Annotated in this window: 25 protein-coding genes; 13 read left to right on the forward strand and 12 right to left on the reverse strand. The window is 60.6% G+C overall.

Features of this window, described 5'->3' with window-relative positions:
- Window position 1: 1 nt before the first annotated feature.
- Together RWJ89_RS00085 and fba are read left to right on the forward strand one after the other, a co-directional pair.
- A complete protein-coding gene (locus RWJ89_RS00085) occupies window positions 2-850 on the forward strand; it encodes a sugar phosphate isomerase/epimerase family protein (RefSeq protein WP_025397352.1) in 849 nt (282 codons plus the stop codon).
- Between the two features lie 361 nt (window positions 851-1,211).
- Window positions 1,212-2,276, forward strand: a complete 1,065-nt coding sequence (fba, locus tag RWJ89_RS00090; protein WP_025397353.1) for a class II fructose-bisphosphate aldolase — start codon at window positions 1,212-1,214, stop codon at window positions 2,274-2,276.
- Between the two features lie 121 nt (window positions 2,277-2,397).
- Here fba and RWJ89_RS00095 read toward each other — a convergent pair whose 3' ends face one another.
- From RWJ89_RS00095 to RWJ89_RS00125, 7 genes are all read right to left on the reverse strand, one after another.
- Entirely contained in the window at window positions 2,398-4,149 is a 1,752-nt protein-coding gene (locus tag RWJ89_RS00095; RefSeq protein WP_077980719.1) for a glycerol-3-phosphate dehydrogenase/oxidase, read from the reverse strand.
- A 37-nt stretch (window positions 4,150-4,186) separates the two neighbouring features.
- On the reverse strand, window positions 4,187-5,716 hold the full coding sequence (locus RWJ89_RS00100) for an FGGY-family carbohydrate kinase (protein WP_316030389.1): 1,530 nt from the start codon (window positions 5,714-5,716) through the stop codon (window positions 4,187-4,189).
- Window positions 5,717-5,753: 37 nt separating this feature from the next.
- Window positions 5,754-6,596: a DeoR/GlpR family DNA-binding transcription regulator gene (locus RWJ89_RS00105; protein WP_062941572.1), complete on the reverse strand. Its 843-nt coding sequence runs from the start codon at window positions 6,594-6,596 to the stop codon at window positions 5,754-5,756.
- A 149-nt stretch (window positions 6,597-6,745) separates the two neighbouring features.
- Window positions 6,746-7,693 carry a D-ribose ABC transporter substrate-binding protein gene (locus RWJ89_RS00110; protein WP_003550839.1) on the reverse strand — a complete coding sequence of 316 codons (948 nt, stop codon included), beginning with the start codon at window positions 7,691-7,693 and terminating at the stop codon, window positions 6,746-6,748.
- A gap of 111 nt (window positions 7,694-7,804) precedes the next feature.
- Window positions 7,805-8,857 carry an ABC transporter permease gene (locus RWJ89_RS00115; RefSeq protein ID WP_003562489.1) on the reverse strand — a complete coding sequence of 351 codons (1,053 nt, stop codon included), beginning with the start codon at window positions 8,855-8,857 and terminating at the stop codon, window positions 7,805-7,807.
- A 22-nt stretch (window positions 8,858-8,879) separates the two neighbouring features.
- Window positions 8,880-10,424 (reverse strand): sugar ABC transporter ATP-binding protein, encoded by a 1,545-nt coding sequence (locus RWJ89_RS00120; RefSeq protein WP_131641162.1) that lies wholly within the window; start codon window positions 10,422-10,424, stop codon window positions 8,880-8,882.
- Entirely contained in the window at window positions 10,421-11,077 is a 657-nt protein-coding gene (locus tag RWJ89_RS00125) for a DUF2291 domain-containing protein (protein WP_077980716.1), read from the reverse strand. Before RWJ89_RS00125 ends, RWJ89_RS00120 begins: the two co-directional genes overlap by 4 nt.
- A gap of 342 nt (window positions 11,078-11,419) precedes the next feature.
- Here RWJ89_RS00125 and RWJ89_RS00130 point away from each other — a divergent pair, with 342 nt between their 5' ends.
- The 8 genes from RWJ89_RS00130 (at window position 11,420) to derI (ending at window position 19,047) form a co-directional block, all read left to right on the forward strand.
- On the forward strand, window positions 11,420-11,788 hold the full coding sequence (locus RWJ89_RS00130) for a hypothetical protein (protein ID WP_316030390.1): 369 nt from the start codon (window positions 11,420-11,422) through the stop codon (window positions 11,786-11,788).
- A 79-nt stretch (window positions 11,789-11,867) separates the two neighbouring features.
- Window positions 11,868-13,442, forward strand: a complete 1,575-nt coding sequence (locus RWJ89_RS00135; protein WP_245503825.1) for an FGGY-family carbohydrate kinase — start codon at window positions 11,868-11,870, stop codon at window positions 13,440-13,442.
- A 32-nt stretch (window positions 13,443-13,474) separates the two neighbouring features.
- Window positions 13,475-14,986, forward strand: a complete 1,512-nt coding sequence (locus RWJ89_RS00140; RefSeq protein ID WP_316030391.1) for a glycerol-3-phosphate dehydrogenase — start codon at window positions 13,475-13,477, stop codon at window positions 14,984-14,986.
- Between the two features lie 11 nt (window positions 14,987-14,997).
- On the forward strand, window positions 14,998-15,930 hold the full coding sequence (locus RWJ89_RS00145) for a sugar phosphate isomerase/epimerase family protein (protein ID WP_077980713.1): 933 nt from the start codon (window positions 14,998-15,000) through the stop codon (window positions 15,928-15,930).
- Between the two features lie 70 nt (window positions 15,931-16,000).
- Window positions 16,001-16,936, forward strand: coding sequence for a sugar-binding transcriptional regulator (locus tag RWJ89_RS00150; RefSeq protein WP_017956515.1), 936 nt, complete (start codon window positions 16,001-16,003; stop codon window positions 16,934-16,936).
- Between the two features lie 100 nt (window positions 16,937-17,036).
- Window positions 17,037-17,813 carry a DeoR/GlpR family DNA-binding transcription regulator gene (locus RWJ89_RS00155; protein WP_168259318.1) on the forward strand — a complete coding sequence of 259 codons (777 nt, stop codon included), beginning with the start codon at window positions 17,037-17,039 and terminating at the stop codon, window positions 17,811-17,813.
- Window positions 17,810-18,580, forward strand: coding sequence for a triose-phosphate isomerase (locus tag RWJ89_RS00160; RefSeq protein ID WP_131641157.1), 771 nt, complete (start codon window positions 17,810-17,812; stop codon window positions 18,578-18,580). Before RWJ89_RS00155 ends, RWJ89_RS00160 begins: the two co-directional genes overlap by 4 nt.
- A gap of 11 nt (window positions 18,581-18,591) precedes the next feature.
- Window positions 18,592-19,047, forward strand: coding sequence for a D-erythrulose-4-phosphate isomerase (gene derI / locus RWJ89_RS00165; protein WP_003562478.1), 456 nt, complete (start codon window positions 18,592-18,594; stop codon window positions 19,045-19,047).
- 102 nt (window positions 19,048-19,149) lie between these two features.
- Here derI and RWJ89_RS00170 read toward each other — a convergent pair whose 3' ends face one another.
- Window positions 19,150-19,332, reverse strand: a complete 183-nt coding sequence (locus RWJ89_RS00170; RefSeq protein WP_131641156.1) for a hypothetical protein — start codon at window positions 19,330-19,332, stop codon at window positions 19,150-19,152.
- Window positions 19,333-19,529: 197 nt separating this feature from the next.
- Here RWJ89_RS00170 and ku (RWJ89_RS00175) point away from each other — a divergent pair, with 197 nt between their 5' ends.
- The 3 genes from ku (RWJ89_RS00175) to ligD are packed head-to-tail and all read left to right on the forward strand — an operon-like array spanning window position 19,530 to window position 22,312.
- The gene (gene ku, locus RWJ89_RS00175; RefSeq protein ID WP_077980709.1) at window positions 19,530-20,429 is read left to right on the forward strand and encodes a non-homologous end joining protein Ku; all 900 of its coding nucleotides are present in this window, start codon (window positions 19,530-19,532) and stop codon (window positions 20,427-20,429) included.
- 12 nt (window positions 20,430-20,441) lie between these two features.
- Window positions 20,442-21,260, forward strand: coding sequence for a non-homologous end joining protein Ku (gene ku / locus RWJ89_RS00180; protein WP_221983690.1), 819 nt, complete (start codon window positions 20,442-20,444; stop codon window positions 21,258-21,260).
- 8 nt (window positions 21,261-21,268) lie between these two features.
- Window positions 21,269-22,312: a non-homologous end-joining DNA ligase gene (gene ligD, locus RWJ89_RS00185; protein WP_316030392.1), complete on the forward strand. Its 1,044-nt coding sequence runs from the start codon at window positions 21,269-21,271 to the stop codon at window positions 22,310-22,312.
- A gap of 31 nt (window positions 22,313-22,343) precedes the next feature.
- Here the strand turns inward: ligD and RWJ89_RS00190 are convergent, their stop codons facing one another.
- Genes RWJ89_RS00190 through tsdA form a run of 4 tightly spaced genes read right to left on the reverse strand, consistent with a single transcriptional unit; the run spans window position 22,344 to window position 25,546 of the window.
- Entirely contained in the window at window positions 22,344-22,640 is a 297-nt protein-coding gene (locus tag RWJ89_RS00190) for a YciI family protein (protein ID WP_077980706.1), read from the reverse strand.
- Window positions 22,637-23,485, reverse strand: coding sequence for a dioxygenase family protein (locus RWJ89_RS00195; protein ID WP_077980705.1), 849 nt, complete (start codon window positions 23,483-23,485; stop codon window positions 22,637-22,639). Before RWJ89_RS00195 ends, RWJ89_RS00190 begins: the two co-directional genes overlap by 4 nt.
- A gap of 20 nt (window positions 23,486-23,505) precedes the next feature.
- Entirely contained in the window at window positions 23,506-24,564 is a 1,059-nt protein-coding gene (locus RWJ89_RS00200; RefSeq protein ID WP_077980704.1) for a maleylacetate reductase, read from the reverse strand.
- 1 nt (window position 24,565) lies between these two features.
- Entirely contained in the window at window positions 24,566-25,546 is a 981-nt protein-coding gene (gene tsdA / locus RWJ89_RS00205) for a gamma-resorcylate decarboxylase (RefSeq protein ID WP_077980703.1), read from the reverse strand.
- Window positions 25,547-25,580: the final 34 nt, after the last annotated feature.

Below are 25,580 nucleotides of genomic sequence, written 5' to 3' on the forward strand. Positions count from 1 at the left end.
CATGGAAGGTTTCGGCGTTCACACCAGCATGTGGACCATGAACTGGGATCGCGCAGGCGCCGAGAAGGCGATTGCCGGAGCCGTGCATTACAAAATGGACTTCATCGAGATCGCGCTGCTCAATGCGCCGGCTGTAGATACCAAACACACCCGCGACCTGCTCGAAAAGCACAAGCTGCGCGCCGTCTGCTCGCTCGGCCTGCCGGAACATGCCTGGGCATCCGTTCGCCCGGATGCGGCGATCGAGCATCTGAAGGTCGCGATCGAAAAGACTGCGGAAATGAACGCGGAAGCTCTGTCCGGCGTCATCTTCGGCGGCATCGGCGAGCGTACCGGCGTGCCGCCGACGCAAGGCGAATACGACAACATCGCCAAAGTGCTCGACGCGGCGGCAAAACATGCGAGGAAGTACGGCATCCAGCTCGGTGTCGAGGCCGTGAACCGCTATGAGAACCACCTGATCAATTCGGCGCAGCAGGCCGTCGACATGGTGGAGCGTGTCGGCGCCGACAACATCTTCGTTCACCTCGACACCTACCACATGAATATCGAGGAAAAGGGTGCGGCAAACGGCATCCTGATCGCCCGCGATCACCTAAAGTACATCCATCTTTCCGAAAGCGACCGCGGCACGCCGGGCTACGGCAACATCCCGTGGGATGCGATCTATGCCGCGCTTGCCGCAATCGGATTCAAGGGCGGGCTTGCGATGGAAAGCTTCATCAACATGCCGGTTGAGGTCGCCTATGGCCTGGCCGTCTGGCGCCCCGTTGCACGCGATATGGAAGAGGTCATGGGCAAAGGCCTGCCGTTCCTACGCAATAAGGCGGAACAATACGGTCTGATCTGACCCCAGTTGCCGGATATCGCCCATTCGGTTGCATCAGCCTTAAGTCGAGGCTGATGCTGGTCGTCCATAAGTCACAACCGCAGCGGCCACAGGGGTGCCCGGCTGAAGAGCTCTCGCCACCGCCGGCAAGACCATGCGCCCCATCTCTTCAGCAAATGTTGGAATTTCTTTCGGCTTGTGGGTACGAAATGACTGCTGAGAAATATCATACTCGTTGTGATATTGTTATTATTGCTTGTTACATTCATCCTCCTATGCCATTTTGCCTATTAAAATAAGACGCTTGAACGGCTCGCGCCTGGGCTCTAGTTTCGAAGAGATGGCGGCGTTTCGATCGACCATCGATATGGGGGAATCTTGGATGGCACGCATTACGCTGAGGCAACTGCTCGACCATGCTGCGGAGGAAGGCTACGGCGTTCCCGCTTTCAACATCAACAATATGGAGCAGGCGCTCGCCATCATGGAAGCCGCCGACGCGTGTCATGCGCCGGTTATCATGCAGGCGTCGCGCGGAGCCCGCGCCTATGCCCATGACATCATGTTGAAGCACATGATGGATGCCGTCGTCGAAATCTATCCGCATATTCCTGTCTGCGTGCATCTCGATCACGGCAACGATCCCTCCAATTGCATGACGGCGATCCAGGCGGGCTTCACCTCGGTGATGATGGATGGTTCGCTGAAGGCGGACGCCAAGACGCCCGCCGACTGGGCCTATAATGTCGGCGTCACCAAGATGGTGACCGATATGGCGCATTTCGGCGGCATCTCGGTGGAAGGCGAACTCGGCGTTCTCGGTTCCCTGGAGACCGGCATGGGCGAGGCCGAGGACGGCCACGGCGCCGAGGGCAAGCTTTCGCATGACCAGCTGCTGACCGATCCGGACGAAGCCGTGAAGTTCGTGCGCGAAACCAAGGTCGATGCGCTCGCTATAGCGATGGGCACATCGCATGGCGCTTACAAGTTCACCCGCAAGCCGGACGGTTCGGTGCTGGCGATGAACGTCATCGAAGAAATTCACCGCAAGCTCCCGAACACGCATCTCGTCATGCATGGCTCGTCCTCGGTCCCGATCGAGCTGCAGGAGATCATCAACAAATATGGCGGTCAGATGAAGCCGACATGGGGAGTGCCGGTCGAGGAAATTCAGCGCGGCATCAAGAACGGTGTGCGCAAGGTCAACATCGATACCGATGGCAGAATGGCGATGACCGGTCAGATCCGCCGCGTGCTGCAGGAGGACCCGAGCGAGTTCGACCCGCGCAAATATCTGAAGCCGGCAATGACGGCGCTGACCAAGCTCTGCAAGGAGCGCTTCGAACAGTTCGGCACGGCCGGTATGGCGGGCCGCATCACGCCCCTTCCCGTTGCGGAAATGGCGAAGCGTTACAAGTCCGGTTCACTCGATCCGGCTTTCTCCTGAAACTGGGCTAGAGCATGATGCCGAAAAGTGTGAAGCGGTTTTCGGACGACATCATGCTCTCACTATATAATGTAGAACAGGATTTAGATTTTGGGCCGACCCGGCCTAAAATCATCCTGTTCTAGCCCGAGGCCGGGCGGGGTGCCTTTTCCGGCTCGGCGGCGACAGGTCCGCCCGTCAGTGCTTGGCCGTGGAAGCGGCTCAGCTGGCTGACAACATCCTCGATTTCGCTTGCCGTTCGTTCGGCATTCCAATCGAGCGCCGCCCCGACAACGCCGGCGATTTCCCGCAGGCCTTCCAGCGTCAACCGGCCCTCGATCGCAAGCGTCGTGCGGCGCATCACGATGTCCGACAGGTGGACGGCGAGTTCGTTCCGGGCGATCCAGTCGATCTCCCGGAAACTGTAACGCGACGCACCGGTCAGGCGCTGTTCGTCGGAATAGCTTGAGGGGGAAGAAAGCAGGGCCACAGCCGTCGTGCCGTAGCGGCCGAGCAGTTCGTCAGCTCGCTCGGCAACAACGCCGCTGCGTGACGCCATATCCCTGATCCAGGCGTTACGTTGCTTGGCCTCAGCCGGAAAGGCCTTGCCGCCGCCGATCGCGAGATAGCGCGTCGACTGGCTGCGGCTGCGCTGCAGCCGGGCGAGAATGGTGTCGGCGACCTCTTCCGCAAAGCCGCGGAATGTCGTCCACTTGCCTCCCACCAGCGAAATGATCGGAAAAGGTCTGCCGTCCTCTGGCTCCTTCACCGGCGCGGAGTGATCGCGGCTGATCAGCCCCGGTACGGTCGCATCCGATGCAGGTAGCGGGCGGATGCCACTATAGCTGTAAACGATCTGGTTGTGATCGAAGCGCAGCGTCGGCAGCAGCGAGCGGACGCTTTCGAGGAAATACTCCGTTTCGGGCTCTTCGCAGGAGACGTTGTCCGGATCATCCGCGGGAATGTCGGTCGAGCCGACCAGCGCCAGCCCGAGATAGTCGTAGACCAGGCAGATGCGGCCGTCGTCGGCCTCGAAATAGATCATGTGGCCGTTGAGGCTTCGCACCAATTCGGGATGGTCAAGCAGGATGTGGGAACCCTTCGTGCCGCCGATCAGGTGCGATGGAGCGCCGAGCAACGTGTTGACGTGATCGATCCAAGGACCTGCCGCATTGACGACCAGCTTGGGAGCGACGCCGAACTCGCGACCATCAGGCTGCCGGAAGGTCAAACGCCCGTCTGAAACGGCGGCCAGTGTCGCGAAATTCGCCGCGAGGCTCCCCGCATTCGCGTCGAGACCATCACGCACGAGCTCATAGACGAGCCGCTCCGGCCTGCTGATCTTGGCATCGTAATAGATGCCGCCGGCGACGATGGCAGGCGTAATATGCGGCATTTCCTTGCGCGCCTGTTTCTTCAGGATCAGCCGGTGGCGCGGCATGACCTGGTCGCGCGAACCGAAGAAGTCGTAGAGCCGAAGCCCGATCTTGATGAGAACCGCACCACGGCTGCGCGGCGCCGTCTTCGACCCGAAGAGCGTCCGGATCGCTGCCCAGATTCCGCGTGTCCAGGAAAAGACCGGAATGAAGGTCGGCAGCGGCTCGACGCAATGCGGCGCGTTCTTGAGCAGGAGGTTGCGCTCAAGCGTCGACTGCGCAACCAGTCCGAACTCACCCGTTTCCAGATATTTCAGGCCGCCGTGAATGAGCCGCGATGGTGCGGCGCTCGTGCCGGAGGCAAAGTCGGCCTTGTCGACGATCAGGCAATTGACACCCTGTAGCGAGAGGTCGCGGAACAGGCCGGCACCGTTGATGCCCGCCCCGATGATCAAAACGTCGATATCGTTCTCGCCGAGATTCGAGAAGCGCTGCTGCAAATCGGGGGTCATGCTCATCGTCCTCAATCGCCCGCCGCTGCAGGCATTTGTCTTTTCAGTTTGCCGATTGCTCCGGCGCAAGCGCGGCAATCCTAGGCCAAAGGGGGATCATCGCGTCGGCAATGTCGCGGAATACCCGGTAACGCTTTTCATAATCCGCGCTGCGCGCCGCATCCGGCCGGCAAGTTTTCGCGATGGAGGCCGTGTCGCGCGGATCGCTCTGCGGATCGGCAAAGATACCGGCGCCCGAGCCGGCACAAAGCGCAGCACCCCAGGCGGCCGCCTCATCGGTCTCGGTGACCGTGACCGGCATGCCAAGCACATCGGCAAACATCTGCACGACGGCAGGATTGCGCGAGACGCCACCGGCGAGCCGCGCCTGATCGAAGGCAAAGCCGTCGCGAAGCGCGTCGACATGGATGCGATGATTGAAAGCGATGCCCTCAAGCACGGCGCGCAGCATATCGCCGCGGTCGTGCCATCCACCGAGCCCGAAGAAGCCGGCGCTGGCTGCTGCGCCATAAGGCGAGCCGAACAGATAGGGATGGAAGAGCGCCGTCGAGGGGCGCTCGAAAGCGGCGTCGATCTCGGGCGCCAGTAGGGCGTGGATCGACTTGCCTTGCACCTCGCCATTCTTCCGTTCGGCAGCGCAGAGCGTGTCCAGAAACCAGTCGTAATTGGCCGTCGATGCCGGAGAGATCGACATGCTGTTCCAGATGCCGGGTGCAATCCCGTTACGGCAGAACCAGCGCCGGTCGACACGCGGTTCCGACGAAAGCGTTTCGTTGATCGAATAGGTTCCGGCAATGACTGCGACAACGCCCTTGGCATAGCCCCCTGCCCCGAGCGCCGAGGCCGTGACGTCGTGCAGACCGGCAACGACAGCCGTCCCTTCGGCAAGGCCCGTCAGTTGCGCGGCTTCACGGGTCACGCGTCCGACGATCTGGTCGGAGCGCGAGGCCGGCGGCAGGGCGTGGACGAGATCCTGCAATCCAAACAGCCGAAGGGCGTCCTCGCTGTAGTTCTGCGTTTTGACATTGGTGAAGGAGGTGCTCGCTTCGGTGCGGTCCGTACCGATGATCCCGGTCAGGCAGAACCGCAGCCAGTCCTTGCAGCTGCAGAAATGGCCGATGCGCTTATAGCGTTCAGGCTCCATTTCGCGGATCCAGGCAAGCAATGCCGATGGCGCGGAGACGTGCGGGATCTGTCCCGTCAGTTCGATCGCCAGGTCGGCGACATCGCTCTGCGTCCACCGGTCGACGATCGCCCCTGCCCGGCTGTCCAGCGAGAGAATGGCCCGGCCAAGCGGCTTCCGGGCGTGATCGAGCAGGTAGATGCCGTCTCCATGCGCGGTAGCGGCAATGCCCTCTATGTCGCTTGCCGGTCGTCCGCTGAGGGAAATCGCTTCGCGAATGGCATCGGCCGTCGCCTTCCACAATTCATCCATGTCGCGCTCGATATGGCGTGCCTTCCGAATGAACTGCGTGACGCGACGTCGGGCGACTGCAAGCGGCGTGCCGTCGATATCGAAGATGACTGCCTTGGTGACTGTCAAACCACTATCAATCCCGAGCAGTGTCGGCATTCAGATTTACCTCACGAGGAGCAACGGGCCGGCGCCGTCAGGAGCGCCCTCCGGCGCCCTTGGCGATGACCACGTTGATATCTCTGGACCGCATGCGGTCGATGTGCACCGGCTGGGTCTTGTCGTCGACGATGACGACGTCGAATTCATCCAGTGCTGCGAAACTGTGGAGCGCACGCCGTTCGAACTTGGTATGATCGGCAAGCAGGATGCGTTTTACGGAACAGTCGAACATGGCGCGCTTGGTATCGACTGTTTCAGGAGACTGGTGCAGCACCGTGCCATCGCTGATCGCCGACATCGAGATGAACGCGACATCGGCCCTGAGAGCCTTGATCTCGTTGATGGTCATGCGACCCATGAAGGCATTGCACCAATTGTAATACTGGCCGCCGAGGGCGAGCAGCGTCACGTCGTGCAGGCCCGTCAGCGCATTCATCAGCGTCAGGGAATTGGTGATTGCGGTGACCGGCGCCTTCGACGGCAGATGTGCCGCCATCTGAAGAACCGTGGTCGAGTCATCGAAAAAGATCGCCTGCCCCGGTTCGACGAATTGCATTGCCGCCTCGGCGATCAGCTTCTTTTCGGCCGACTGACGGTTCGAGCGGTAGACGTCGCTGGATTCGATGAGATTGGTCGCCGCCGCCGTGACGATGCCGCGCGTCTTCCTGAAGAGGCCGCGGCTGACGAGTTCATCGACGTCGCGATGAGCCGTCATCAGGCTGATCCCAAAGCGGTCGGTCAGGTCTTCAATCCGCATCGAGCCTTCACCCATCACGGCCTCTGCAATCATGCGGCGGCGCGCGATCTGGCGCGTCTGCCGGCTGTCGCTGGTGAGTTGGTCCAACAGATCGTCGTCCCGGCTGGTCTTCTGTGTCACGGGTCACCCCTGTCGCTGAATTGTGGATCCCAGCTTCGTACAGTGATTGCCGCGCCAAGGCAAAAACGTGAAGAGCAACCGGTGATTGAACCGCCGGCCATCGCTTCCAGCATGAAAGTGAGGGCGCTCTTGCGAGCGCCCTCTTCTGTTTACTGAGCCAGAACGAACGGGCCAGTGTACTTGTCGATGTTGTCCTTGGTGATCAACAGGCAATCGAAGAGCTGCTTCTCGCTCTTGGCGCCGGTGTTACCCGTCTTGATGAGATTGTCGGCCTGCTTGACGGCTTCTTCGGAGAAGACGGCAACCGGTTGGAGAACGGTGTATTGGAGTTCGCCCGCCTTGATGGCAGCAACGGCATCCGGCGAACCGTCGAAGCCGCCGACCTTCACATTGGCGAGCTTGCCGGCTTCCTTGAGCGCGGCGATCGCACCGAGCGCCATTTCGTCATTGCCAGAGATGACGCCGACGATATCCGGGTTGGCTTGCAGCATGGACTGCATCTTGTTGTGGCCCTGGGTACGGTCCCAGTTGGCAACTTCCTTGGCGACCTTTTTCAGATCCGGATACTGCGAAAGGACAGTCTCGTAGCCATTCGACCGCGTCGCCGCGTTGTTGTCGGACGGAGCGCCGAAGAGTTCGGCATAGTTGCCCTTGTCGCCGATCGCTTCGACCCATTGCTGCGCGCCGAGAGCGGCGCCCTGTGCGTTGTTGGAAACAAGCTGCGCCTTGGCCAGGCCTTCCTGGTTGATTTCGGCGTTGACGAGGATGACCGGGATGCCGGCAGCAACGGCCTTCTTGACCGCACCGACGGAACCGTCGGCGTTTGCCGGGTCGAGGATGATCGCCACCGACTTGTTGGTGATCGCGGTATCGATCAGGTTGCTTTCGGTGTTGGTGTCACCCTTGTGGGCATTGACCGAGGCGGTGTAGCCGAGCTTCTCGGCAGTAGCCTTGGCGACATTGCCTTCCGTCAACCAATAGGGATTCGACGGATCGTTGACGATGATCGTCATCATGCCCGCTGCCCAGGCGGAGCTTGCTAGAAGCGGTGCTACAGCCGCGGCGGCCAGAAGTATGCGCATGCCTTTCTTAAACATAGTCTCTCTCCCATTCGTGAGCTTAGTTATTGCCGGGGATCCGGCAGGGCTTTCCGCAATCGGCTTCGTGGATTCCAATCTGCCGTCGTGGATAAGTTTCGGTCTTAGCCGTCAGGACGATTTGACCCGGCGGCCGTATTGGATGCTGTTCATGAGGACGGCGAGAACGATCACAGCGCCGGTGAACACGGTCTGCCAGTAGGCCGAGACGCCGATGATCACGAGGCCGTCCGAAAGGAAGCCGATGACGAAGGCGCCGAGCATGGTGCCGCGAACCGTACCGCGGCCGCCGGTCAGCGCCGCGCCGCCGATGACCACGGCTGCGATTGCCGTCAGTTCGTAGGTTGTGCCTGCCGTCGGACCGGCTGAAGTCAGCTGCGAGGAGAGGACCAGACCGGCGATCGCAGCACAGACGCCCGAAAGCACATAGACGATGATCTTCACACGCTTGACCGGGACACCGGAGAGGTCGGCGGCTCGCTCGTTACCGCCTGAGGCATAGAGCCAGCGGCCGAAGGCGGTGCGGCTCAGCACGATGCCGCAAATGATGGCGAGAACCGCAAGCACGATGACACCGATCGGAATGCCTGCGAGCCGGTTGAAGCCGAGCCAGTCGAAACCGGTATTGCCGAGTTCCGGACGGCCACCGAGATTGTTGTAGGTCAGGCCGTTGGTCATCAAGAGCGCGATACCGCGGGCGACGTAGAGCACGCCGAGCGAGGCGACGAAGGCCGGCACCTTGAGATAGGCGATCAGCACGCCGTTGACCGCACCGACCAGCGCACCGAGCGCACATGTGATGACGACGACGGCCCAGACCGGCGGATAGAGGATGACGCCGAAATAGGTGAGCGTGACGCCGTGCATCAGGAAACCGGCGATGCAGCCTGCAAGCCCCAGTGTCGAGCCGACCGACAGATCGATACCGCCATTGAGGATAACGAGCAGCATGCCGATCGCCAGAATGCCGAAGATCGCGACGTGCGACGCCATGATCAGGAAGTTGTTCAGCGTGAAGTAATAGGGCGACAGGAACGAGAAGACCGCAATGATGACGATCAGCGCGAAGAAGGCCCGGCCCTCCAGGATGAGACGCACGATATTGGTATTGCGCTTCGGCCCGCTGGAAACTGATTTCTTTTCGGTGACGTTCGTGACTGACATAATCAGTGCTCCATAATCCAGGCTAGTGCGCGATCACGGCTTCGCCGGAGGCGGCCATGATCTTTTCCTTGGTGACATCCGAGCCGAACTCGGCCGATATCCTGCCGCGGTGCATGACGATGATGCGGTGTGCGATACTCAGGCATTCATTGACTTCGGACGTCGAATAGATGACCGCCAATCCCTGCTTGGCGCGCTCCGCGAGCAATTTGAAAACTTCCGCCTTGGCGCCGATGTCGATGCCGCGGCTTGGCTCATCAAGCAGGATGACCTTTGGCTGGGTTGCCAGCATCTTGCCGATGACGACCTTCTGCTGGTTGCCGCCGGAGAGCGAGCCGATCGACGCAGCACCGCCATCGGTTTTCACATGCACCCGCCGGATCGCGTCATTGACGAGATCGCGCTCCCGATGGCCGGAGGTGAAAAGCCCTTTGGTGAAGGCGCGGATACTCGCAAGCGACAGATTGGAGCCGACCGTCATCGTCTGGACGAGGCCGTCGCGCTGGCGATCTTCGGGCACGAGCACGAGACCGCTGGCAATGCGCCCGGCGATGCTGAGCCCGCTGACGTCCTGTCCTTCGAGCAGAACCTGTCCGCCACTTGCGCGCAGACGTCCGGCAATGCACTCGAGCAGTTCCGTGCGCCCCGCGCCCATCAGCCCGTAGATGCAGACGATTTCGCCGGCACGCACCTTGAGCGACAGACGATCGACTGCATTATAGGCAGCGCCGGAGGGGCCGGGGACACTGAGGTTTTCGATGGAAAGCGAGAGGTTTCCGAACGGGTGACCTTGCGGCGGGCTGCCAAGGTCGAAATTCTCGCCGACCATGTTGCGGACGATCCATTCGAGATCGATGTCCTTGCGCTCGGCATAGGCCGTCATGTTTCCGTCGCGCAGAACGACGGCGTGATGGGTGATCTGCAGCGCCTCTTCCAGATGATGCGAGATGTAGACGATCGACACGCCACGGCTCGTCAGGTCGTGGATGACCTTGAAGAGCACTTCCACCTCCGTCGCGCTCAGCGCCGAGGTCGGCTCGTCCATGATCAGGATGCGCGAATTGACGGAGAGTGCCCGGGCAATTTCGACAATCTGCTGCTGGCCGAGGCGAAGATCCTCGACCCGCGTCAGCGGATCGATGTCTTCCTCGAGCTCTTCCATCAGCGCCCGGGTCTGACGCTCCTCTTCAGCGAAATCGACGACACCGCCCTTGATGATCTCGCGGCCCATGAAAATATTGTCGCGGACACTGAGATTGGGGGCCAGGCTGAGCTCCTGATGGATGATGGAGATCCCGCACTCGCGCGCATGGGTCGACGAGGTAAAGCTGATCGGTGAGCCGTCGAGAATGATCTCGCCGGAGCTTGGCTGCGCCACACCCGAAAGGATCTTCATCAGGGTCGACTTGCCCGCGCCGTTCTCCCCGAACAGCGTTGTGACCTGGCCGCGATGGATGTCGAAGTTCACTCCCTTGAGGGCGTGAACGCTGCCGTAGGATTTTGCTATGTTGCGGGCAGCGAGGACCACCTCGCCTTTCGCCCCGTTGCTGCGTTGCGGCTGGTTCATTTGAGCTCGACCTTTACCGGCGTGACGAGCCAGTTCTTCGGGTTGATGAGCTTGAAGACGCCGACCACGGTCGCCTGCTTTCCGTCCAGGGCGTCAGCATCCAGGCCCGCGAAAACCGCCTTCTTCATCTCGTTATTGATGGCCGAGCCGGCATCCTGATACTGGATCTGGTTGGTAAACTGGCCGAATTCGATGGTGCCGGTTGCATCGCGGAGGTCCGTGCCGTTGACCGCAGGGCCGGTCTGGACACGGACCACCGTCTCGGGAGGCAACCCATCGATCTTCATTTCGTTGGTGTTCGACTTGCGGGCGCCGAAAACGCCGGTCAGCGTGACGGGGATGACCGGTCCGGTGCTCGTCGCGGTACCGTATTTCTCGGCCGCCGCCTTCTTGTCGGCGGCAATGGCGGCCGCGAGATCGGCGGCGGCAACGGCCCGCTCCTCGACATTCGCCTTGATCTTCGGGAACTGCTCGGCGCCGAAGGTTTCCGGAGAGAATGCCTGCTGGCGGACATCGTTTTCGGAGCCGATCCTGACGACCGTCGTATCGAACGCGATCGCTGCAACGACGATGGCCGTCAACGCCGCGCTGACAAGGAGCGTGCGATTGCTGCTGCTCGGCTTTGATGCTGGATAATCGGGCGATGTACTCATGTCCGTTCGGCCTTTGGGCTTGGAATAGCGAGGTGAAGAAGGCTAGCGCGATGATGACCGCAGACGGGCTGAAGCACTGCGTCGCACTGGAACGGAAGCCGGCGGGCCGCCCGCAAGAGCGCAACTCTGGACGAAAATTCGCATCGGAAGTCTCCTCAACAAGACCGGCGATTGTCTCCTCCAACCGCCTTGGCCTGCAATTCTCCATCAGGAAGGGACTTCCGTGATAGAAGTATGTTATTTATGCCGTAGATGATGTTATATATTTTATAAGCTGTCAACGGCACTTTCGTGGCAACTTGACTGAAATGCACGACCTCACATCTTGTTCATCACGCTGCGGTGCAGCAAAAAGCGGCGGCAAATGCAGACACTTTCACATCTGTCATTCAGCCGCATAATTTCGCCATCCACAATGTTTTTAACTATTATCTCACAGCTGCAGCATTGCGCGCTCTGCCGCTTTTGACGCCACCTGCCGATAGCGCGGCGGCGGGGAAGCAAACTCCCTACTCCTCTATTTTAGATGAAAAAAATTACACCGCTAGAAAAATCTTACTAGCATTATGGTATCTTTATGTTATCTTTTCGAGCGAGCTTAGGAAGGTTTCTGCGGCGCGCCGATCCTGGGATTTGCCGAAGTGGCCGCGCTTGCCGTTGCTCGTGAAAGAACCGAAGTTGGCAGCCGCATGCATCATCGCAGAGAGTTAGGGATCGGGAGGATTTCAGATGAATTTGATGCGCGTATGGCCCGCCGCGGCGCTTGCGGTGGTGGCGAGATAGGCCTGCAATGACATCGACCGAGAAGATTATCATTGGGATAGATGCCGGCACCTCGGTCATCAAGGCTGTCGCCTTCGATCTGTCCGGCCGCCAGATCGCCACTGCCTCCGTGCGCAATAGATACGCCACCGGAGACGATGGCTCGGCAACGCAGTCGCTGGATCAGACCTGGCTCGATTGCGCCAGCGCGTTGCGTGGCCTCGGCGAAAAAGTCCCTGATCTTGCATCCCGCACCGCAGCTATCGCCGTCACCGGACAGGGCGACGGAACCTGGCTCGTCGGCCGCGGCAATCGGCCGGTCGCCGACGCCTGGCTGTGGCTCGATGCGCGCGCCGCGCCGACAGTGACGTCGCTCGCCGGCGGAACGCAGAACCGTGCCCGCTTCGAGGCAACAGGCACCGGGCTCAACACTTGCCAGCAGGGCGCGCAACTTGCCCATATGGACCGCTTCACGCCGGATCTTCTCGATCGGGCGGAGACGGCGCTGCACTGCAAGGACTGGCTCTATCTCAACCTCACAGGCGTGCGGGCAACCGATCCATCGGAGGCGAGTTTCACCTTCGGCAATTTCAGAACGCGCCAGTATGATGCAGTCGTGATCGACGCGCTCGGCCTTGACCATAGACGCAGGCTCCTGCCCGAAATCATCGACGGCAGCGAGATCAGCCACCCACTGACATCGCAGGCGGCGAAGGCCTGTGGGCTTCTTGCCGGAACGCCGGTCTGCCTCGGCTATGTCGACATGGTGATGACGGCGCTTGGTGCAGGCGTGCGCAGCGGCGCTCACAACGCCGCCTGCTCGACGATCGGCTCGACCGGCGTGCACTTGCGCGCCAAGTCCGTTGCCGATGTTCAGCTCAATCGTGAAGGGACCGGCTATGTGATCGCCCTGCCTATCCCCGGCATCGTCACCCAGGTCCAGACGAATATGGGCGCCACGATCAACGTCGACTGGATCCTCGACGTCGCCGCCTATCTGATGGCCGAGGCAGGAAAGCCTGCTTCGCATGCAGACCTCATTGCGCGCATCGACGGCTGGTTTGCAGAAAGCCGGCCGGGGTCGGTGCTTTACCATCCCTACATTTCCGAAGCGGGCGAACGTGGGCCTTTCGTCAACGCCAATGCGCGCGCGGGCTTCACCGGGCTTTCGATGCGTCACGGCTTCCCCGACCTGCTGCGCAGCGTGGTCGAAGGGTTGGGGCTTGCCACCCGCGACTGCTACGCGGCGATGGGCGCGATGCCCGAAGAGCTGCGGGTCACCGGCGGGGCAACACGCTCCGTCGCCCTTCGCCGCTCACTTTCGGCCGCCGTCAACGCACCGATCCGCCAGTCGCGCCGCGAGGAGACCGGGGCGGCCGGCGTGGCGATGATGGCCGCGGTGGCTGTCGGCGTCTATTCCAGCATGGACGATTGCATTGCCGACTGGGTGACGCCGCTGCTCGGCGATCCGGAGATACCGGATGCCAGCGAGGCCCACAGGTTCGACCGGCTTTTTTCTGCCTACACCGATGTACGCCAGGCAATGGCGCCCGCCTGGGACAAGCTTGCCGAAGCCGCAACGACGTCGCCGCTGGGCGCGTAATTCTGATGCAGCAGGCATTGAAGGAGCATGACATGACCGAACCCGAACTCCTGGATCTCTTCGTCATCGGCGGAGGCATCAACGGTGCGGGGATAGCACGCGATGCCGCTGGTCGCGGCCTGAAGGTCGTGCTGTGCGAAAAGGACGATCTGGCACAGGGAACCTCGTCTCGCTCGGGCAAGCTGGTGCATGGCGGTCTGCGTTACCTCGAATATTACGAATTCCGCTTGGTGCGTGAGGCGCTGATCGAGCGTGAAGTGCTGCTCAATGCCGCGCCCCATATCATCTGGCCGATGCGCTTTGTCCTGCCGCACAGCCCAGAGGATCGCCCCGCATGGCTCGTGCGGCTCGGCCTCTTCCTCTATGATCATCTCGGCGGCCGCAAGAAGCTGCCCGGGACCCGCACGCTCAACCTGCTCCGCGACCCCGAGGGCACGCCGATCCTCGATCAATTCACACGCGGCTTTGAATATTCCGATTGCTGGGTCGACGACGCCCGCCTCGTGACCTTGAATGCGGTGAGCGCAGCGGAAAACGGCGCTCTGGTGCTGATCCGCTCGCCGGCCGTTTCGGCCCGTCGCGAGAACGGCGGTTGGACTGTGGTCACGAAAAGCAACGCCACGGGAGAGACGCGAACCTTCCGTGCCAAATGTCTGGTGAACTGCGCCGGCCCCTGGGTGATGGACATCATCAATCGCGTCGCCGGATCGAACTCCGGCCGCAACGTCCGGCTCGTCAAGGGCAGCCACATCATCGTGCCGAAGTTCTGGCCGGGCGCCAATGCCTATCTGGTCCAGAACCACGACAAACGCGTCATTTTCATCAATCCCTACGAGGGTGACAAGGCGCTGATCGGGACGACCGATATCGCTTACGAAGGCCGGGCCGAGGATGTCGCCGCCGACGAGACGGAGATCGAGTATCTACTCCAGGCGGTCAATCGCTACTTCAAGGAAAAGCTGCGTCGCCACGATGTGCTGCACAGCTTCTCCGGCGTGCGCCCGCTGTTTGACGATGGTAAGGGCAATCCGTCCGCTGTTACCCGCGACTATGTCTTCGATCTCGACGAGACAGGCGGCGCTCCGCTGCTCAACGTCTTCGGCGGCAAGATCACGACGTTCCGCGAGCTCGCCGAACGCGGCATGCAGCGTCTCAAGCATATTTTCCCGAATATGGGAGGCGACTGGACTGAGAAAGCGCCACTGCCCGGCGGCGAAATTCCGAATGCCGACTACGAGAGCTTCGCCAACAGCCTGCGCGATATCTATCCCTGGATGCCGCGCAAACTCGTGCATCACTACGGCCGTCTCTACGGCGCTCGCGCCAGGAACGTGGTTGCCGGCGCGACAAGCATGGAAGGGCTCGGGCGGCATTTCGGCGGACAGCTCTATGAGGCCGAGGCCCGCTATCTCGTCGCAACGGAATGGGCCGAAACGGCGGACGACATCCTCTATCGCCGCACCAAACACTACCTCCATCTGAACGAAGCGGAACGCGCGGCCTTTGGCGAGTGGTTTGCTTCCACCCGCCTTGCCGCCGCCTGAAGGATGCCGCCATGCCGCTGACCCTTTCGCTCAATACCAATCCGCTGGTGAACCGCTTCGCCGACCCAGACGATCTGATCGACACGGTTGCGCGCGACCTGCGGATCCGCGACATTCAACTGACCCACGAGTTCATCAATCCGAGCTGGCAGGCACCCGTCATCCGCCGCCTGACGCGCACGATGAGCGCTGCGCTGAAACGCACCGGCGTACGGGTCACCTCGGGCATGACAGGCCCCTATGGGCGCCTCAACCATTTTGGACATCCGGATGCCGATGTGCGCCGCTACTACCTCGACTGGTTCAAGACCTTTGCCGACATCACCGCCGATCTCGGCGGCCACTCGGTCGGAACGCAATTTGCGATCTTCACATACAAGGACTTCGACGATCCGGCCAGACGCGAGGAACTGATCAAGATTGCCATCGATTGTTGGGCCGATGTCGCCGAGCACGCGCGTGCCGCAGGCCTCTCCTACATGTTCTGGGAACCGATGAGCATCGGCCGCGAGTTCGGCGAGACGATCGGCGCCTGCCTGTCGCTGCAGGAGCGGCTGACATCGGCCGGAATGGCCATCCCGATGTGGATGATGGCGGATATCGATCATGGCGACATAACCTCCGCCAATCCCGACGACTACGACCCCTATGCCTGGGCGCGTGCCGTCCCGCCGATATCGCCGATCATCCACATTAAACAGAGCCTGATGGACAAGGGCGGGCACCGGCCCTTTACCGCCGAATTTAACGCCAAGGGCCGCATCCAGCCGGCACCTCTGCTCCAGGCGCTGGCCGAAGGTGGGGCGAAGGACAATGAAATCTGCCTGGAACTCTCCTTCAAGGAACGCGAGCCGAACGATCGCCAGGTCATCCCGCAGATTGCCGAAAGCGTCGCCTTCTGGGCGCCGCATATCGACACCGGCATCGCCGACTTGAACATCTGAGGCGGAGATCTTTAAAAGGCAGCACTGCGATACGGCGGAATCGCCGCATGACCTTCGAAAAGGAGCCGTGATGACGGACGCCGATGATACGCTTGCCGTGCGTGCTGCCTGGCTTCACTATGCCGGTGGCCTGACGCAGTCCGACGTTGCGCGCCGCCTCGGCGTGCCGTCGGTAAAGGCCCATCGACTGATCGCCAGAGCGGTCGCCGATGGTGTCGTCAAAGTTACCATCGACGGGGATATCGTCGAATGCGTCGAGCTGGAGATGCGGCTTTCGGAACGGTTCGGGCTTCAATATTGCGAGGTCGCACCCGATCTCGGCGAGGAAGGCTTGCCGCTGCGCGCACTCGGCCATGCAGGCGCCGGCTATCTCAAGCGCGAGATCGAGCGCGGCGACAATACGGTGATCGGCCTTGGTCATGGCCGCACGCTTTCCGCCGCCGTGCAATATATGCCGAGGGTGAGCGCGAAGAACCTGCGCTTCGTCTCGTTGCTTGGCGGGCTGACACGAAACTACGGCGCCAATCCCTATGACGTGATGCATCGCATCGCCGAAAAGACCGGCGCCCATGCCTATGTCATGCCGGTTCCCTTTTTTGCCAATACCGGCGAGGACCGCGAAGTGCTGAAGGCGCAGCGTGCCGTCAAGGAGGTCTTCGATCTTGCCAATAATGCCGACCTCAAGCTCGTCGGCCTGGGAACTGTCGATGCCGAGGCGCAGCTGGTTTTGTCCGGCATGGTCGAACCGGGTGAAATCGACGACATTGCTGCCGCAGGCGGCGTCGGCGAAATCCTCGGACATTTTTTCGACGCCGACGGCCATATCCTCGAGACCGCGCTGACGGCGCGCACGCTCTCTGCATCTTTTCCCAAAACCAAGAAAGAGCGGCTCGTGGCGCTGGCGGGCGGACAGTCGAAAGTGGCGGCCATCCGGGCAATTCTGAATAGCCGTCGCCTTTTCGGGCTGATCACCGACGAACGAACCGCGCAGTCGCTGCTGAAGTAGCTACGGAAACACAACAATATTTGATCGCAAAATAACATAATAAATGTTGATTATCACGCATACTCCGTTATCTTAACATCAAACGAGGGTGGAGATCGGGATGAGGCGGGAAGAGCGGCAGCAGTTGATCGTCAACCTGCTCGTCGAAAACAAGACCGTCGATCTCGACGACCTTGCCGATCGCTTCACCGTGTCAAAGATGACGATCCATCGCGATCTCGACGATCTCGAGCAGGCCGGCGTCCTGCGCAAGGTTCGCGGCGGCGCGACCATTGACGCCGGAACGCAGTTCGAAAGCGACTTCCGCATTCGCGAACGCCAGGGCAACGAGGCCAAGCTGGCTATGGCCGAGACCGCGCTGGAACTGGTCGAGCCGGGTATGACGGTGATGGTAAACGACGGCTCGATGGCGGCCGTGCTCGGCGAAATGCTGCTGCAGAAGCGGCCGTTGACCTTGATCACCAACAACGCGGCGATCATGGAGCGGCTGAAAGGCGAAACCGGCATCACGCTGATCGCGCTCGGCGGGATCTACTCGGCCAAATTCAACGCCTATCTCGGCGTCGTCACCGAGGAGGCACTGTCGCGCCTGAGAGCCGACATCGCCTTCATTTCGACGCCCGCCGTCAGCGGCGGGCTCGCCTATCACATGGACGATAACGTCGTGCGCGCCAAACGGGCGATGATCGCGTCGTCGACCAGGACCTGCCTTCTGGTCAACCATCAGCGCATCGGCCACACTGCCCTGCATGTCATGGCGGACCTGGCCGATTTCGACGCTGTTATCACCGACAGCGCACCGAATGCCGCTGTCCTCGAGGAATTCGAGCAGGCGGGCATTACGCTCACCATCGCATCAACGCAGGATCCGACATGACCGAAAAGCCGCGCTTCTGGATTGGCACCAGCTGGAAGATGAATAAGACGCTTGCTGAAGCCGAGCATTTCGCCCGCGGCCTCGAAGCTGCCGATGCCGCGCGTGACCCGCGTATCCAGCGCTTTGTGATTCCGCCCTTCACAGCGGTGCGCGAGGTCAAGTCGCTGCTTGCCAAGACCTCGGTGAAGGTCGGCGCCCAGAACATGCATTGGGCCAATCAGGGTGCCTGGACCGGCGAAGTCTCGCCGGTGATGCTGAAGGACTGCAATCTTGATCTCGTCGAGCTCGGTCATTCCGAACGGCGCGAACATTTTGCAGAGACCGACGAGACAGTGGGTCTGAAGACCGAAGCAGCCGTTCGCCACTGCCTAATTCCGCTGATCTGCATTGGCGAGACGCTTTCCGACCGCGAAAGCGGAAAGGCCGCCGATATCCTCGCGATCCAGGTGCGCGGGGCGCTTTCGAAACTTTCCGGCGCCCAGAAAAGCGCCGAAATCCTGCTCGCCTACGAGCCGGTCTGGGCGATCGGCGAGAAGGGCATCCCGGCGACCGCGGAATATGCGGATGCACGCCAGTCTGAAATCATAGCCGTCGCCGAAACTGTGCTGGGCCGGAAGATCCCCTGCCTTTATGGGGGGTCGGTCAACCCGCAGAACTGCGAAGAACTGATCTCGAGCCCGCATATCGACGGGCTCTTCATTGGCCGTTCGGCCTGGAATGTCGAAGGTTACCTCGACATCCTGGCCAGATGTGCCGCCAAACTCTGAGGAGAAAGACAATGAAACTTGCCATTGCAGGAGACAGCGCCGGCGAAGGCCTCGCCAAGGTTCTGGCCGACCATCTGAAGGACCGCTTCGACGTCTACGAAGTCTCGCGTACCAGCGCCGGCGCTGATCCTTTCTATGCCAACCTCTCGGATCGCGTTGCCTCAGGCGTCATCGACGGCACCTACGACAAGGCGATCCTCGTTTGCGGCACCGGCATCGGCGTCTGCATCTCGGCCAACAAGGTTCCGGGCATCCGTGCTGCCCTGACGCACGACACCTATTCTGCCGAGCGTGCAGCACTTTCCAACAATGCGCAGATCATCACCATGGGAGCCCGCGTCATCGGAACCGAGCTTGCAAAGTCGATCGCTGACGCATTTCTTGCCCAGACCTTCGACGAGAACGGCCGCTCTGCCGGTAACGTCAAGGCCATGGATGATCTCGACGCAAAGTACAGCGCCCGCTGATCCTGCCGCGACCAAGAAACGGCTTGTCGGCGGCAGGACGACCCGCATCGGCTGTCTGGCCGAAGAGACCGATGCGGGAGATCGATGCGGTTGGCGATCTCGTCAATGTTTGAGGTTGCAATCGCCTCGGTCGCCCTCGCCGGCCTTTGCTTTCGTCTTGGCCGTTTGGCGGCGATCGGCAGCTAGCGAGCGACCGACGTCATCACTCTCCTTAAACTGTCCCTGCTTATTACGGCGGACATAGCGTTTGTCGGTGCCGGTATCGATCAGTTCGCGCTTGGTCATGTCATCTATTCCTGTGGTTGCCGTCTTCTTGAAACGCACGCCGTGACAAAAAGATGCATCGAATCAAGAACATCTCCGGACTCGGAATACGGGAGGCTGTCGTACGTTAAGTCATTGAAATTAGATTCGTTTCGCGGCGGAACAATCAGCCGGGTGATTGAGTTGACTCGCGTTGGTTGTGTGAGGGAGTCGCGCAGATGGTTGCCCCGCGGGCGAATTGGAAAGGCTACATCAAGTTTGGAGAAGTTGCGTTTCCCGTCGCGCTCTACACGGCCGCATCCTCGTCCGAACGGATCGCGTTCAACACCCTTAACCGAAAGACTGGCAATCGGGTTCGGCGTGAGTTCGTCGACAGCGAAACCGGCGATCCCGTCGAGCGCGAGGATCAGGTCAAAGGTTTCGAGATCGAGGACGGGCGATATGTCGTCCTTGAACCCGACGAAGTCGCGGCCGCGATTCCGAACAGCGATAAGACACTTACCGTCGAGGCGTTCATTCCCTGCGATGAAGTGGATGATGTCTATTTCGACAAGCCCTACTACCTTGCTCCCGACAAATTAGGCGGAGACGCCTATAAGCTGCTGCGCGACGGCATGAAAAAGGCCAAGGTTGCTGCAATTGCTCGTACGGTCTTGTTCCGGCGTCTGCGTACCGTTCTCATTCGGCCGCACGGCAACGGTTTGGTCGGCTCCACCTTGAACTATGACTATGAGGTCCGTTCGTCGCAGAAGGCTTTCGAGGAAATGCCGGACCTGAAGATCGAAGGCGAGATGCTGGAACTTGCCAAGCACATCATCAATACGAAGAAAGGTGAATTTGATCCGAAGCAGTTCGATGATCGCTATGAGGAGGCCGTCGCCGAGCTGGTGAAGGCCAAGATAGAGGGCCGTACGCTGCCGAAGAAGAAGGCGCCTCCCGCATCAAAGCCGAGCGACTTGCTTCAGGCGCTGCGTGAAAGTGCCGGAGTGCCCGCGCCCGCCAAGAACAAGCGCACCGCAGCTAACGCAAATGCCGGAAAAGCGCGCCAGAAGGCAGCGCGTGCTACATCGGCGAAGTCGCGTGGCACCGGCGCCGCTCAACACCGCCGCGCCAGCTGATCGGAGGATGCAATGGCCCTTCGTCCCCACTGGAAAGGCTATCTCAAGCTCTCGCTTGTCACCTGCCCCGTGCAGATGATGCCCGCGACCTCGGAAAACGAGAAGGTCCGCTTCCACACCTTGAACCGAGAGACGCAGAACCGCGTCGTCAGCCATTATGTGGATTCCGTCACCGGCAAGGAGGTGAAGGATGAGGACGAGGTCAAGGGTTATCAACGCGGCGAGAACGAGTATATCATTCTGGAAGACGAGGAACTCGAAAGTATCGCGCTCGACAGTACCAAAACAATCGACATCGAAGTTTTCGCACCGCGCGACGGCGTCGACTGGATTTGGCTCGATACGCCCTACTATCTTTCTCCGGACGATCCGGTCGGCCAGGAGGCGTTTTCAGTCATTCGCGACGCCATGGCCGCCGAGAATATGGTCGGCATATCGAGACTGGTGATCTCGAGACGGGAACGCGCCGTCATGTTGGAGCCACGCGGCATGGGCATCGTACTTTGGACGCTGCGTTATGGGGATGAGGTGCGCGATGCAGAGACCTATTTCGAGAGAGTCGATGACCAGCCTGCCGACAGCGAAATGATGCCGCTTGTCCAGCAGCTCATCAAAAAGCAGACGCAGCACTGGAGCCCGAAGATGGTTTCCGATCCGGTTCAGGACAAACTCCTCGACATCATCGACGCGAAGAAGAAGCAGATGAAAAAGCCGAGCAGGACAACGTCCAAGTCCAAGGAAAAACAAGAGCCGGCACCAAGCAATGTCATCAACATCATGGATGCCCTGCGCAAGTCGGTCGAAGCGGAAAACCGCCCGGGGAGGCGCTAGACCTGATCATGACGCGCCCGCGCCGCCCAATTCTGCCCTTGCTCGACGAATCTCACTCAACGCTGCAGTCTCGTCCGATCCGCAAGCGCGATCCTGACCAGCCCAGTCTGCCCTTCGATCCAATGCCGTCGCGCATTGAGCCGTGCCTCGCACTGCTGAAGCCGACTGTGCCCGTGGGGCCGGATTGGCTCTATGAGGTGAAATTGGATGGCTATCGATTGGCAATCCATATTGAACCGAAGGGCGTGCGAGTCATTACTCGCGGCGGCCATGACTGGACCCATCGCTTCCCCGCCATCGCTGCGGCAGCAAAAGAGCTTGGGGTGACGACCGCCATTCTCGATGGCGAGGCCGTTGTACTCGATGATCACGGCCGATCGGATTTTGGCGCCCTGCAACGTTCTCTCGGCGGGCGGGGCGGCAAGCGGGTGTCGACCGAGTCAATCCTCGTTGCCTTCGACCTTCTCTATCTCGATGGACACGATCTGACCGGCACCGAGCTTGACGTACGCCGGCACCTGCTTGAAGACCTGATACCGGAAGGCGATGATCAGACGATCCGCATCTCCGAAGAGATAGAGCTGCCGGCCGAAGACCTCCTCGAGCACGCCTGCCATCGTCATCTGGAAGGCATCATTGCCAAGCACCGCGACCGGCCCTACCGCAGCGGTCGCACGGGCGATTGGCTGAAGATCAAATGCGTCCAGAGCGAGAGCTTCATGATCGTCGGTTATGAGCAGTCGGCATCCGCCCGCGGCGGCATCGGCAGGCTGCTGCTGGCCGGCAGACAAGGGCTCGACTGGATTTACGTTGGGTCGGTCGGAACCGGTTTCGGTGCCAGAGATGCTGAATACCTGAAAAAGATGTTGGACCGGTTGAAGACGAGCCGGCCTGCCGTTCCCCTGAAGGGCAAGCGTCTTGTCCTCGTGCAGCCGACGCTGATCGCCGAGATCGAGTTTCGCGGCTGGACGGATGACGGCAATCTCCGCCATGCCTCCTACAAGGGGCTGCGCGAGGTTCAGGACAACGCCGCCGTCTTCGATATGAGCTAAAATCATCCTTGCTCTAAGGTCAAAGCGCCGATCAGAGGTTCTCGAGAAGAAGCCCAAAACTGGGCCGCCATTCGAATATATCGACGCTCGCGTAAATGCCGGAGCGGACGAAGGGGTCTCCTGCGCTGAACGCCTCGAACTCGGCGAGCGTTTCGACTTGCGCGATCACGATTGCGGTGGAACCCTTGCCCTCCGACGGCGGTGCAGAAGGTCCGGACAGCAGGATGCGGATCGGCGCGCCATGCAGATAGGCCTTGTGCTCATCGAGCAATCGCGAGCGTTCGGCAGCCTTGCAGGGGTCGGATACCGCGTAGCGGGCGACGATCATTGTCTATTCTCCACCGGCGTCAGCACGAAGTCGAAATCGGAGCGCCAGACCGTCGGGTGATCGACACGCTCGAAAGGCGCGACCAGGCTGTTTTTAACGCCAAACACCGTATCGGATTCCAGATAAGGATCGTCGCCGACAAACGTGTGGGTGACGAGCTTCTGATAACCTGAAGCCGTAATCAGGTAATGGGTATGGGCTGGACGGTAGGGATGGCGGCCGAGGGACGCCAACATCTGGCCGACCGGGCCGTCATCCGGGATCGGATAGGAAACCGGCTTTATGCCAACGAAGCTATAGACGCCATCTGCGCCGGTGACGAAAATGCCACGGTTGTTCCACTTCGGCTGGATATCCGGCTGCTGGACGTCGTAGAAGCCATCGGAATTATCCGACCATACATCGATCCGGGCTCCCTCGATCGGATTGCCGTCAAGATCCAGCACCCGGCCGATGAAGAGACAACTCTCGCCCTTGCCGTCGAGCGAGATCTTTTCACCCATCTGCCGTACGGGCGCCCCTTCGACATGGAATGGTCCAAACACCGTATTTTCCGTGGCGCCTGGCGGATGCCGATTGTTGATCGCATCCACCAACATCGACAAACCCAACGTATCGCTGAGCAGGATGAACTCCTGTCGCTCATCATGACAGAGATGGCCGGTACGGGTCAGGAAGTGTATTGCCAGCTCCCATTCCTCCTGGGTCAGGCTGATATCCTTGGCAAAGGCATGCAGGTGCTTGACGAGCGACTCCATGACTTCGGCAAGGCGCGGATCAACGCCCTGCCCCATCCGCGAGTTGACGGCTTCCACGGATCTCTCTTCGGTGAAATATTCAGTCACGTGGCCATCCTCCTAAAGCATTAACGCGGCCGCGCGCCCTCCCAGGCGCTCTGCAACAAAGCCCGGATCGCTTTCCGTTCGATCGGGCGCGGGTTCCAGTAGGGATTCCGGGCGGCGAGTTCCGCCGCATGATCCAGATCGGCTTCCTTCATACCCAGATCCCGCAGCGCCATGGGCGCGCCGATCGAAGCGGCAAAATCATAAAGACCGCCGCCCAGCGAGCCGCCAAAAAGATCGGCAGCGGGCTTTAGCGCATCCGTCGCGGCTGCGGCATTGTAGGCAGAAGAATGGGGAAGAATGACCGCATGGGTTTCGGCATGCGGCAGGTCGAAGCTACCGCCCAGCGTATGGCAAAGCTTGTGATGCAGGGCCATGCCAACCGCTCCGAGCACCGTGCCGCACAGCCAGGAACCGTAAAGCGCTTCGCTTCGCGGCTCGATGTCCCCAGGTGCATTGACGATTTGAGGCAAAGCCTGCTTCAGCGCGCGCAAGCCCTCGACCGCCATCATCGACGAAATGGGGTTGCGATCCTGCGCGTAGAGACCTTCGACCGCATGCGCCATCGCATTGAGCCCGCTGCTGACGCTGATGTTGACCGGCAATCCCAGTGTCAATTCAGGATCGTAGATCACCACTTCAGGCAGGATGCCGGCCCCGCGGACCGTCGTCTTCTGCCCGTTCTCTGTCTGACCGAGGATTGGTGTTACCTCCGACCCCGCATAGGTCGTCGCCACCACGATTTGCAGCGCGTCGTTGCGATAGGCGATTGCCTTGCCGAGACCGATCGTCGATCCGCCGCCGATCGCGACGACGCAATCGGCACCGGCTGCGTTATAGGCCGCCATCGCGCGCTCGGTCACATCGACCGGCGTATGCATCGTCGCATCGTGGAATAGTCCAGCCGCAAGCGGGCCGAGGGAAGCGGCGATCCGTTCAGCCTCCGCTTTCTGGTGCGGGGTCGAAAGGATCAGGGCGCGTTTGCCGCCCTGCCCTGCAATCGCCTCGGCGAGACGGTTCAACGAGCCGCTCCCGAATATCACCTGGGCCGCGCTGGCCGTGTATCTGAAAGGTACAACCATGCTATCGATCGAGTTTGAAGAGTGAAACCGCGTTGGTGCGACCGATCTTCAGACGGTCGGCTTCGGAGATGGTCGTGCTGTCGAACCAGTTTGCAGCATGGTCGACGTTCTCGAATGGCCAATCTGTCGAGAACAGAATTCGGTCCGCGCCGATTTCCAGCATAGCATCGATAAGCGATTGGGTGCGGAAGTTCCCCGACGTCGTGATGTAGAAATTTTCGTTGAAATAATCAGCAATCGGGCGTTTGGCCGGATAGCTCTTTTCCACCTTGACCCACGCATTCCGGTTGTCGATGCGCCACATCATGTATGGCAGTCCCTCGCCCATGTGGCCAACGATGATCCGCAAGGCCGGATGTTCATCAAACAGGCCGGACCCCATCAGGCGCAGCGCATGAACAGCGGTCTCCTGCGCGAACGCCCAGGTCGGCCCCATCAGCCAGGAATGGCCGGCATAGATCCGGCTATCCTGCGGCAGCGGGTTGCGCGGATGCAGATAGAAAGGAACGTTGAGCTTTTCGACTTCGGCCCAGAACGGGCGGTATTGCGGCAGGTCGTAGTAGAGCGGCGTCGTTCCGTCGCCTTCCTGCGAGAAGCCATTGACTAGCGCGCCGACAAAACCCAGCGTCGTCACGCAGCGCTGCAATTCCTGCGCTGCGGCATCCGGATCCTGCAGGGGCAATGCTGCAAATCCCAGAAAACGGTTCGGGTTCTTGACGCATTGCTCCGCCAGGAAGTCGTTGGCGCGTCGGGAAATCTCCAGCGCCTTTGCCTTGTCCGGGATCGCCTGCACGGCCGGAGCGTTCAGCGACAGGATCATCTTCTCGATGCCGTGGGCATCCATCAGCCGCAAACGCTTTTCCTGGATATCTAGGAGACGGGCGGATAGTTCCGTCCAGTAGTCGCCCGGCACGAATCCGGCAGAATCCTGCAGCGTCTCGGGAATGGCGAAATGTTCTTCAAGCGCGATCTTGCCTTGCACGATATGTTCTCTTTCCTGTCTTGAATCGAAATGC

The organism is Rhizobium sp. 10PS4, assembly GCF_032464805.1.
GTDB lineage: Bacteria > Pseudomonadota > Alphaproteobacteria > Rhizobiales > Rhizobiaceae > Rhizobium > Rhizobium laguerreae.

Excerpts from the sequence above, each read along its gene's own strand:
- RWJ89_RS00145 (WP_077980713.1), top strand. The coding sequence starts at position 14,998 with ATGCCGCTGACCCTTTCGCTCAATACCAATCCGCTGGTGAACCGCTTC.
- ku (WP_077980709.1), top strand. The coding sequence starts at position 19,530 with ATGGTTGCCCCGCGGGCGAATTGGAAAGGCTACATCAAGTTTGGAGAA.
- fba (WP_025397353.1), top strand. The coding sequence starts at position 1,212 with ATGGCACGCATTACGCTGAGGCAACTGCTCGACCATGCTGCGGAGGAA.
- RWJ89_RS00190 (WP_077980706.1), bottom strand. The coding sequence starts at position 22,640 with ATGATCGTCGCCCGCTACGCGGTATCCGACCCCTGCAAGGCTGCCGAA.
- derI (WP_003562478.1), top strand. The coding sequence starts at position 18,592 with ATGAAACTTGCCATTGCAGGAGACAGCGCCGGCGAAGGCCTCGCCAAG.
- ku (WP_221983690.1), top strand. The coding sequence starts at position 20,442 with ATGGCCCTTCGTCCCCACTGGAAAGGCTATCTCAAGCTCTCGCTTGTC.
- RWJ89_RS00155 (WP_168259318.1), top strand. The coding sequence starts at position 17,037 with ATGAGGCGGGAAGAGCGGCAGCAGTTGATCGTCAACCTGCTCGTCGAA.
- RWJ89_RS00125 (WP_077980716.1), bottom strand. The coding sequence starts at position 11,077 with ATGAGTACATCGCCCGATTATCCAGCATCAAAGCCGAGCAGCAGCAAT.
- RWJ89_RS00140 (WP_316030391.1), top strand. The coding sequence starts at position 13,475 with ATGACCGAACCCGAACTCCTGGATCTCTTCGTCATCGGCGGAGGCATC.
- RWJ89_RS00170 (WP_131641156.1), bottom strand. The coding sequence starts at position 19,332 with ATGACCAAGCGCGAACTGATCGATACCGGCACCGACAAACGCTATGTC.
- RWJ89_RS00085 (WP_025397352.1), top strand. The coding sequence starts at position 2 with ATGGAAGGTTTCGGCGTTCACACCAGCATGTGGACCATGAACTGGGAT.
- RWJ89_RS00110 (WP_003550839.1), bottom strand. The coding sequence starts at position 7,693 with ATGTTTAAGAAAGGCATGCGCATACTTCTGGCCGCCGCGGCTGTAGCA.
- RWJ89_RS00120 (WP_131641162.1), bottom strand. The coding sequence starts at position 10,424 with ATGAACCAGCCGCAACGCAGCAACGGGGCGAAAGGCGAGGTGGTCCTC.
- RWJ89_RS00200 (WP_077980704.1), bottom strand. The coding sequence starts at position 24,564 with ATGGTTGTACCTTTCAGATACACGGCCAGCGCGGCCCAGGTGATATTC.
- RWJ89_RS00100 (WP_316030389.1), bottom strand. The coding sequence starts at position 5,716 with ATGCCGACACTGCTCGGGATTGATAGTGGTTTGACAGTCACCAAGGCA.
- RWJ89_RS00160 (WP_131641157.1), top strand. The coding sequence starts at position 17,810 with ATGACCGAAAAGCCGCGCTTCTGGATTGGCACCAGCTGGAAGATGAAT.
- RWJ89_RS00095 (WP_077980719.1), bottom strand. The coding sequence starts at position 4,149 with ATGAGCATGACCCCCGATTTGCAGCAGCGCTTCTCGAATCTCGGCGAG.
- RWJ89_RS00135 (WP_245503825.1), top strand. The coding sequence starts at position 11,868 with ATGACATCGACCGAGAAGATTATCATTGGGATAGATGCCGGCACCTCG.
- RWJ89_RS00150 (WP_017956515.1), top strand. The coding sequence starts at position 16,001 with ATGACGGACGCCGATGATACGCTTGCCGTGCGTGCTGCCTGGCTTCAC.
- ligD (WP_316030392.1), top strand. The coding sequence starts at position 21,269 with ATGACGCGCCCGCGCCGCCCAATTCTGCCCTTGCTCGACGAATCTCAC.
- RWJ89_RS00115 (WP_003562489.1), bottom strand. The coding sequence starts at position 8,857 with ATGTCAGTCACGAACGTCACCGAAAAGAAATCAGTTTCCAGCGGGCCG.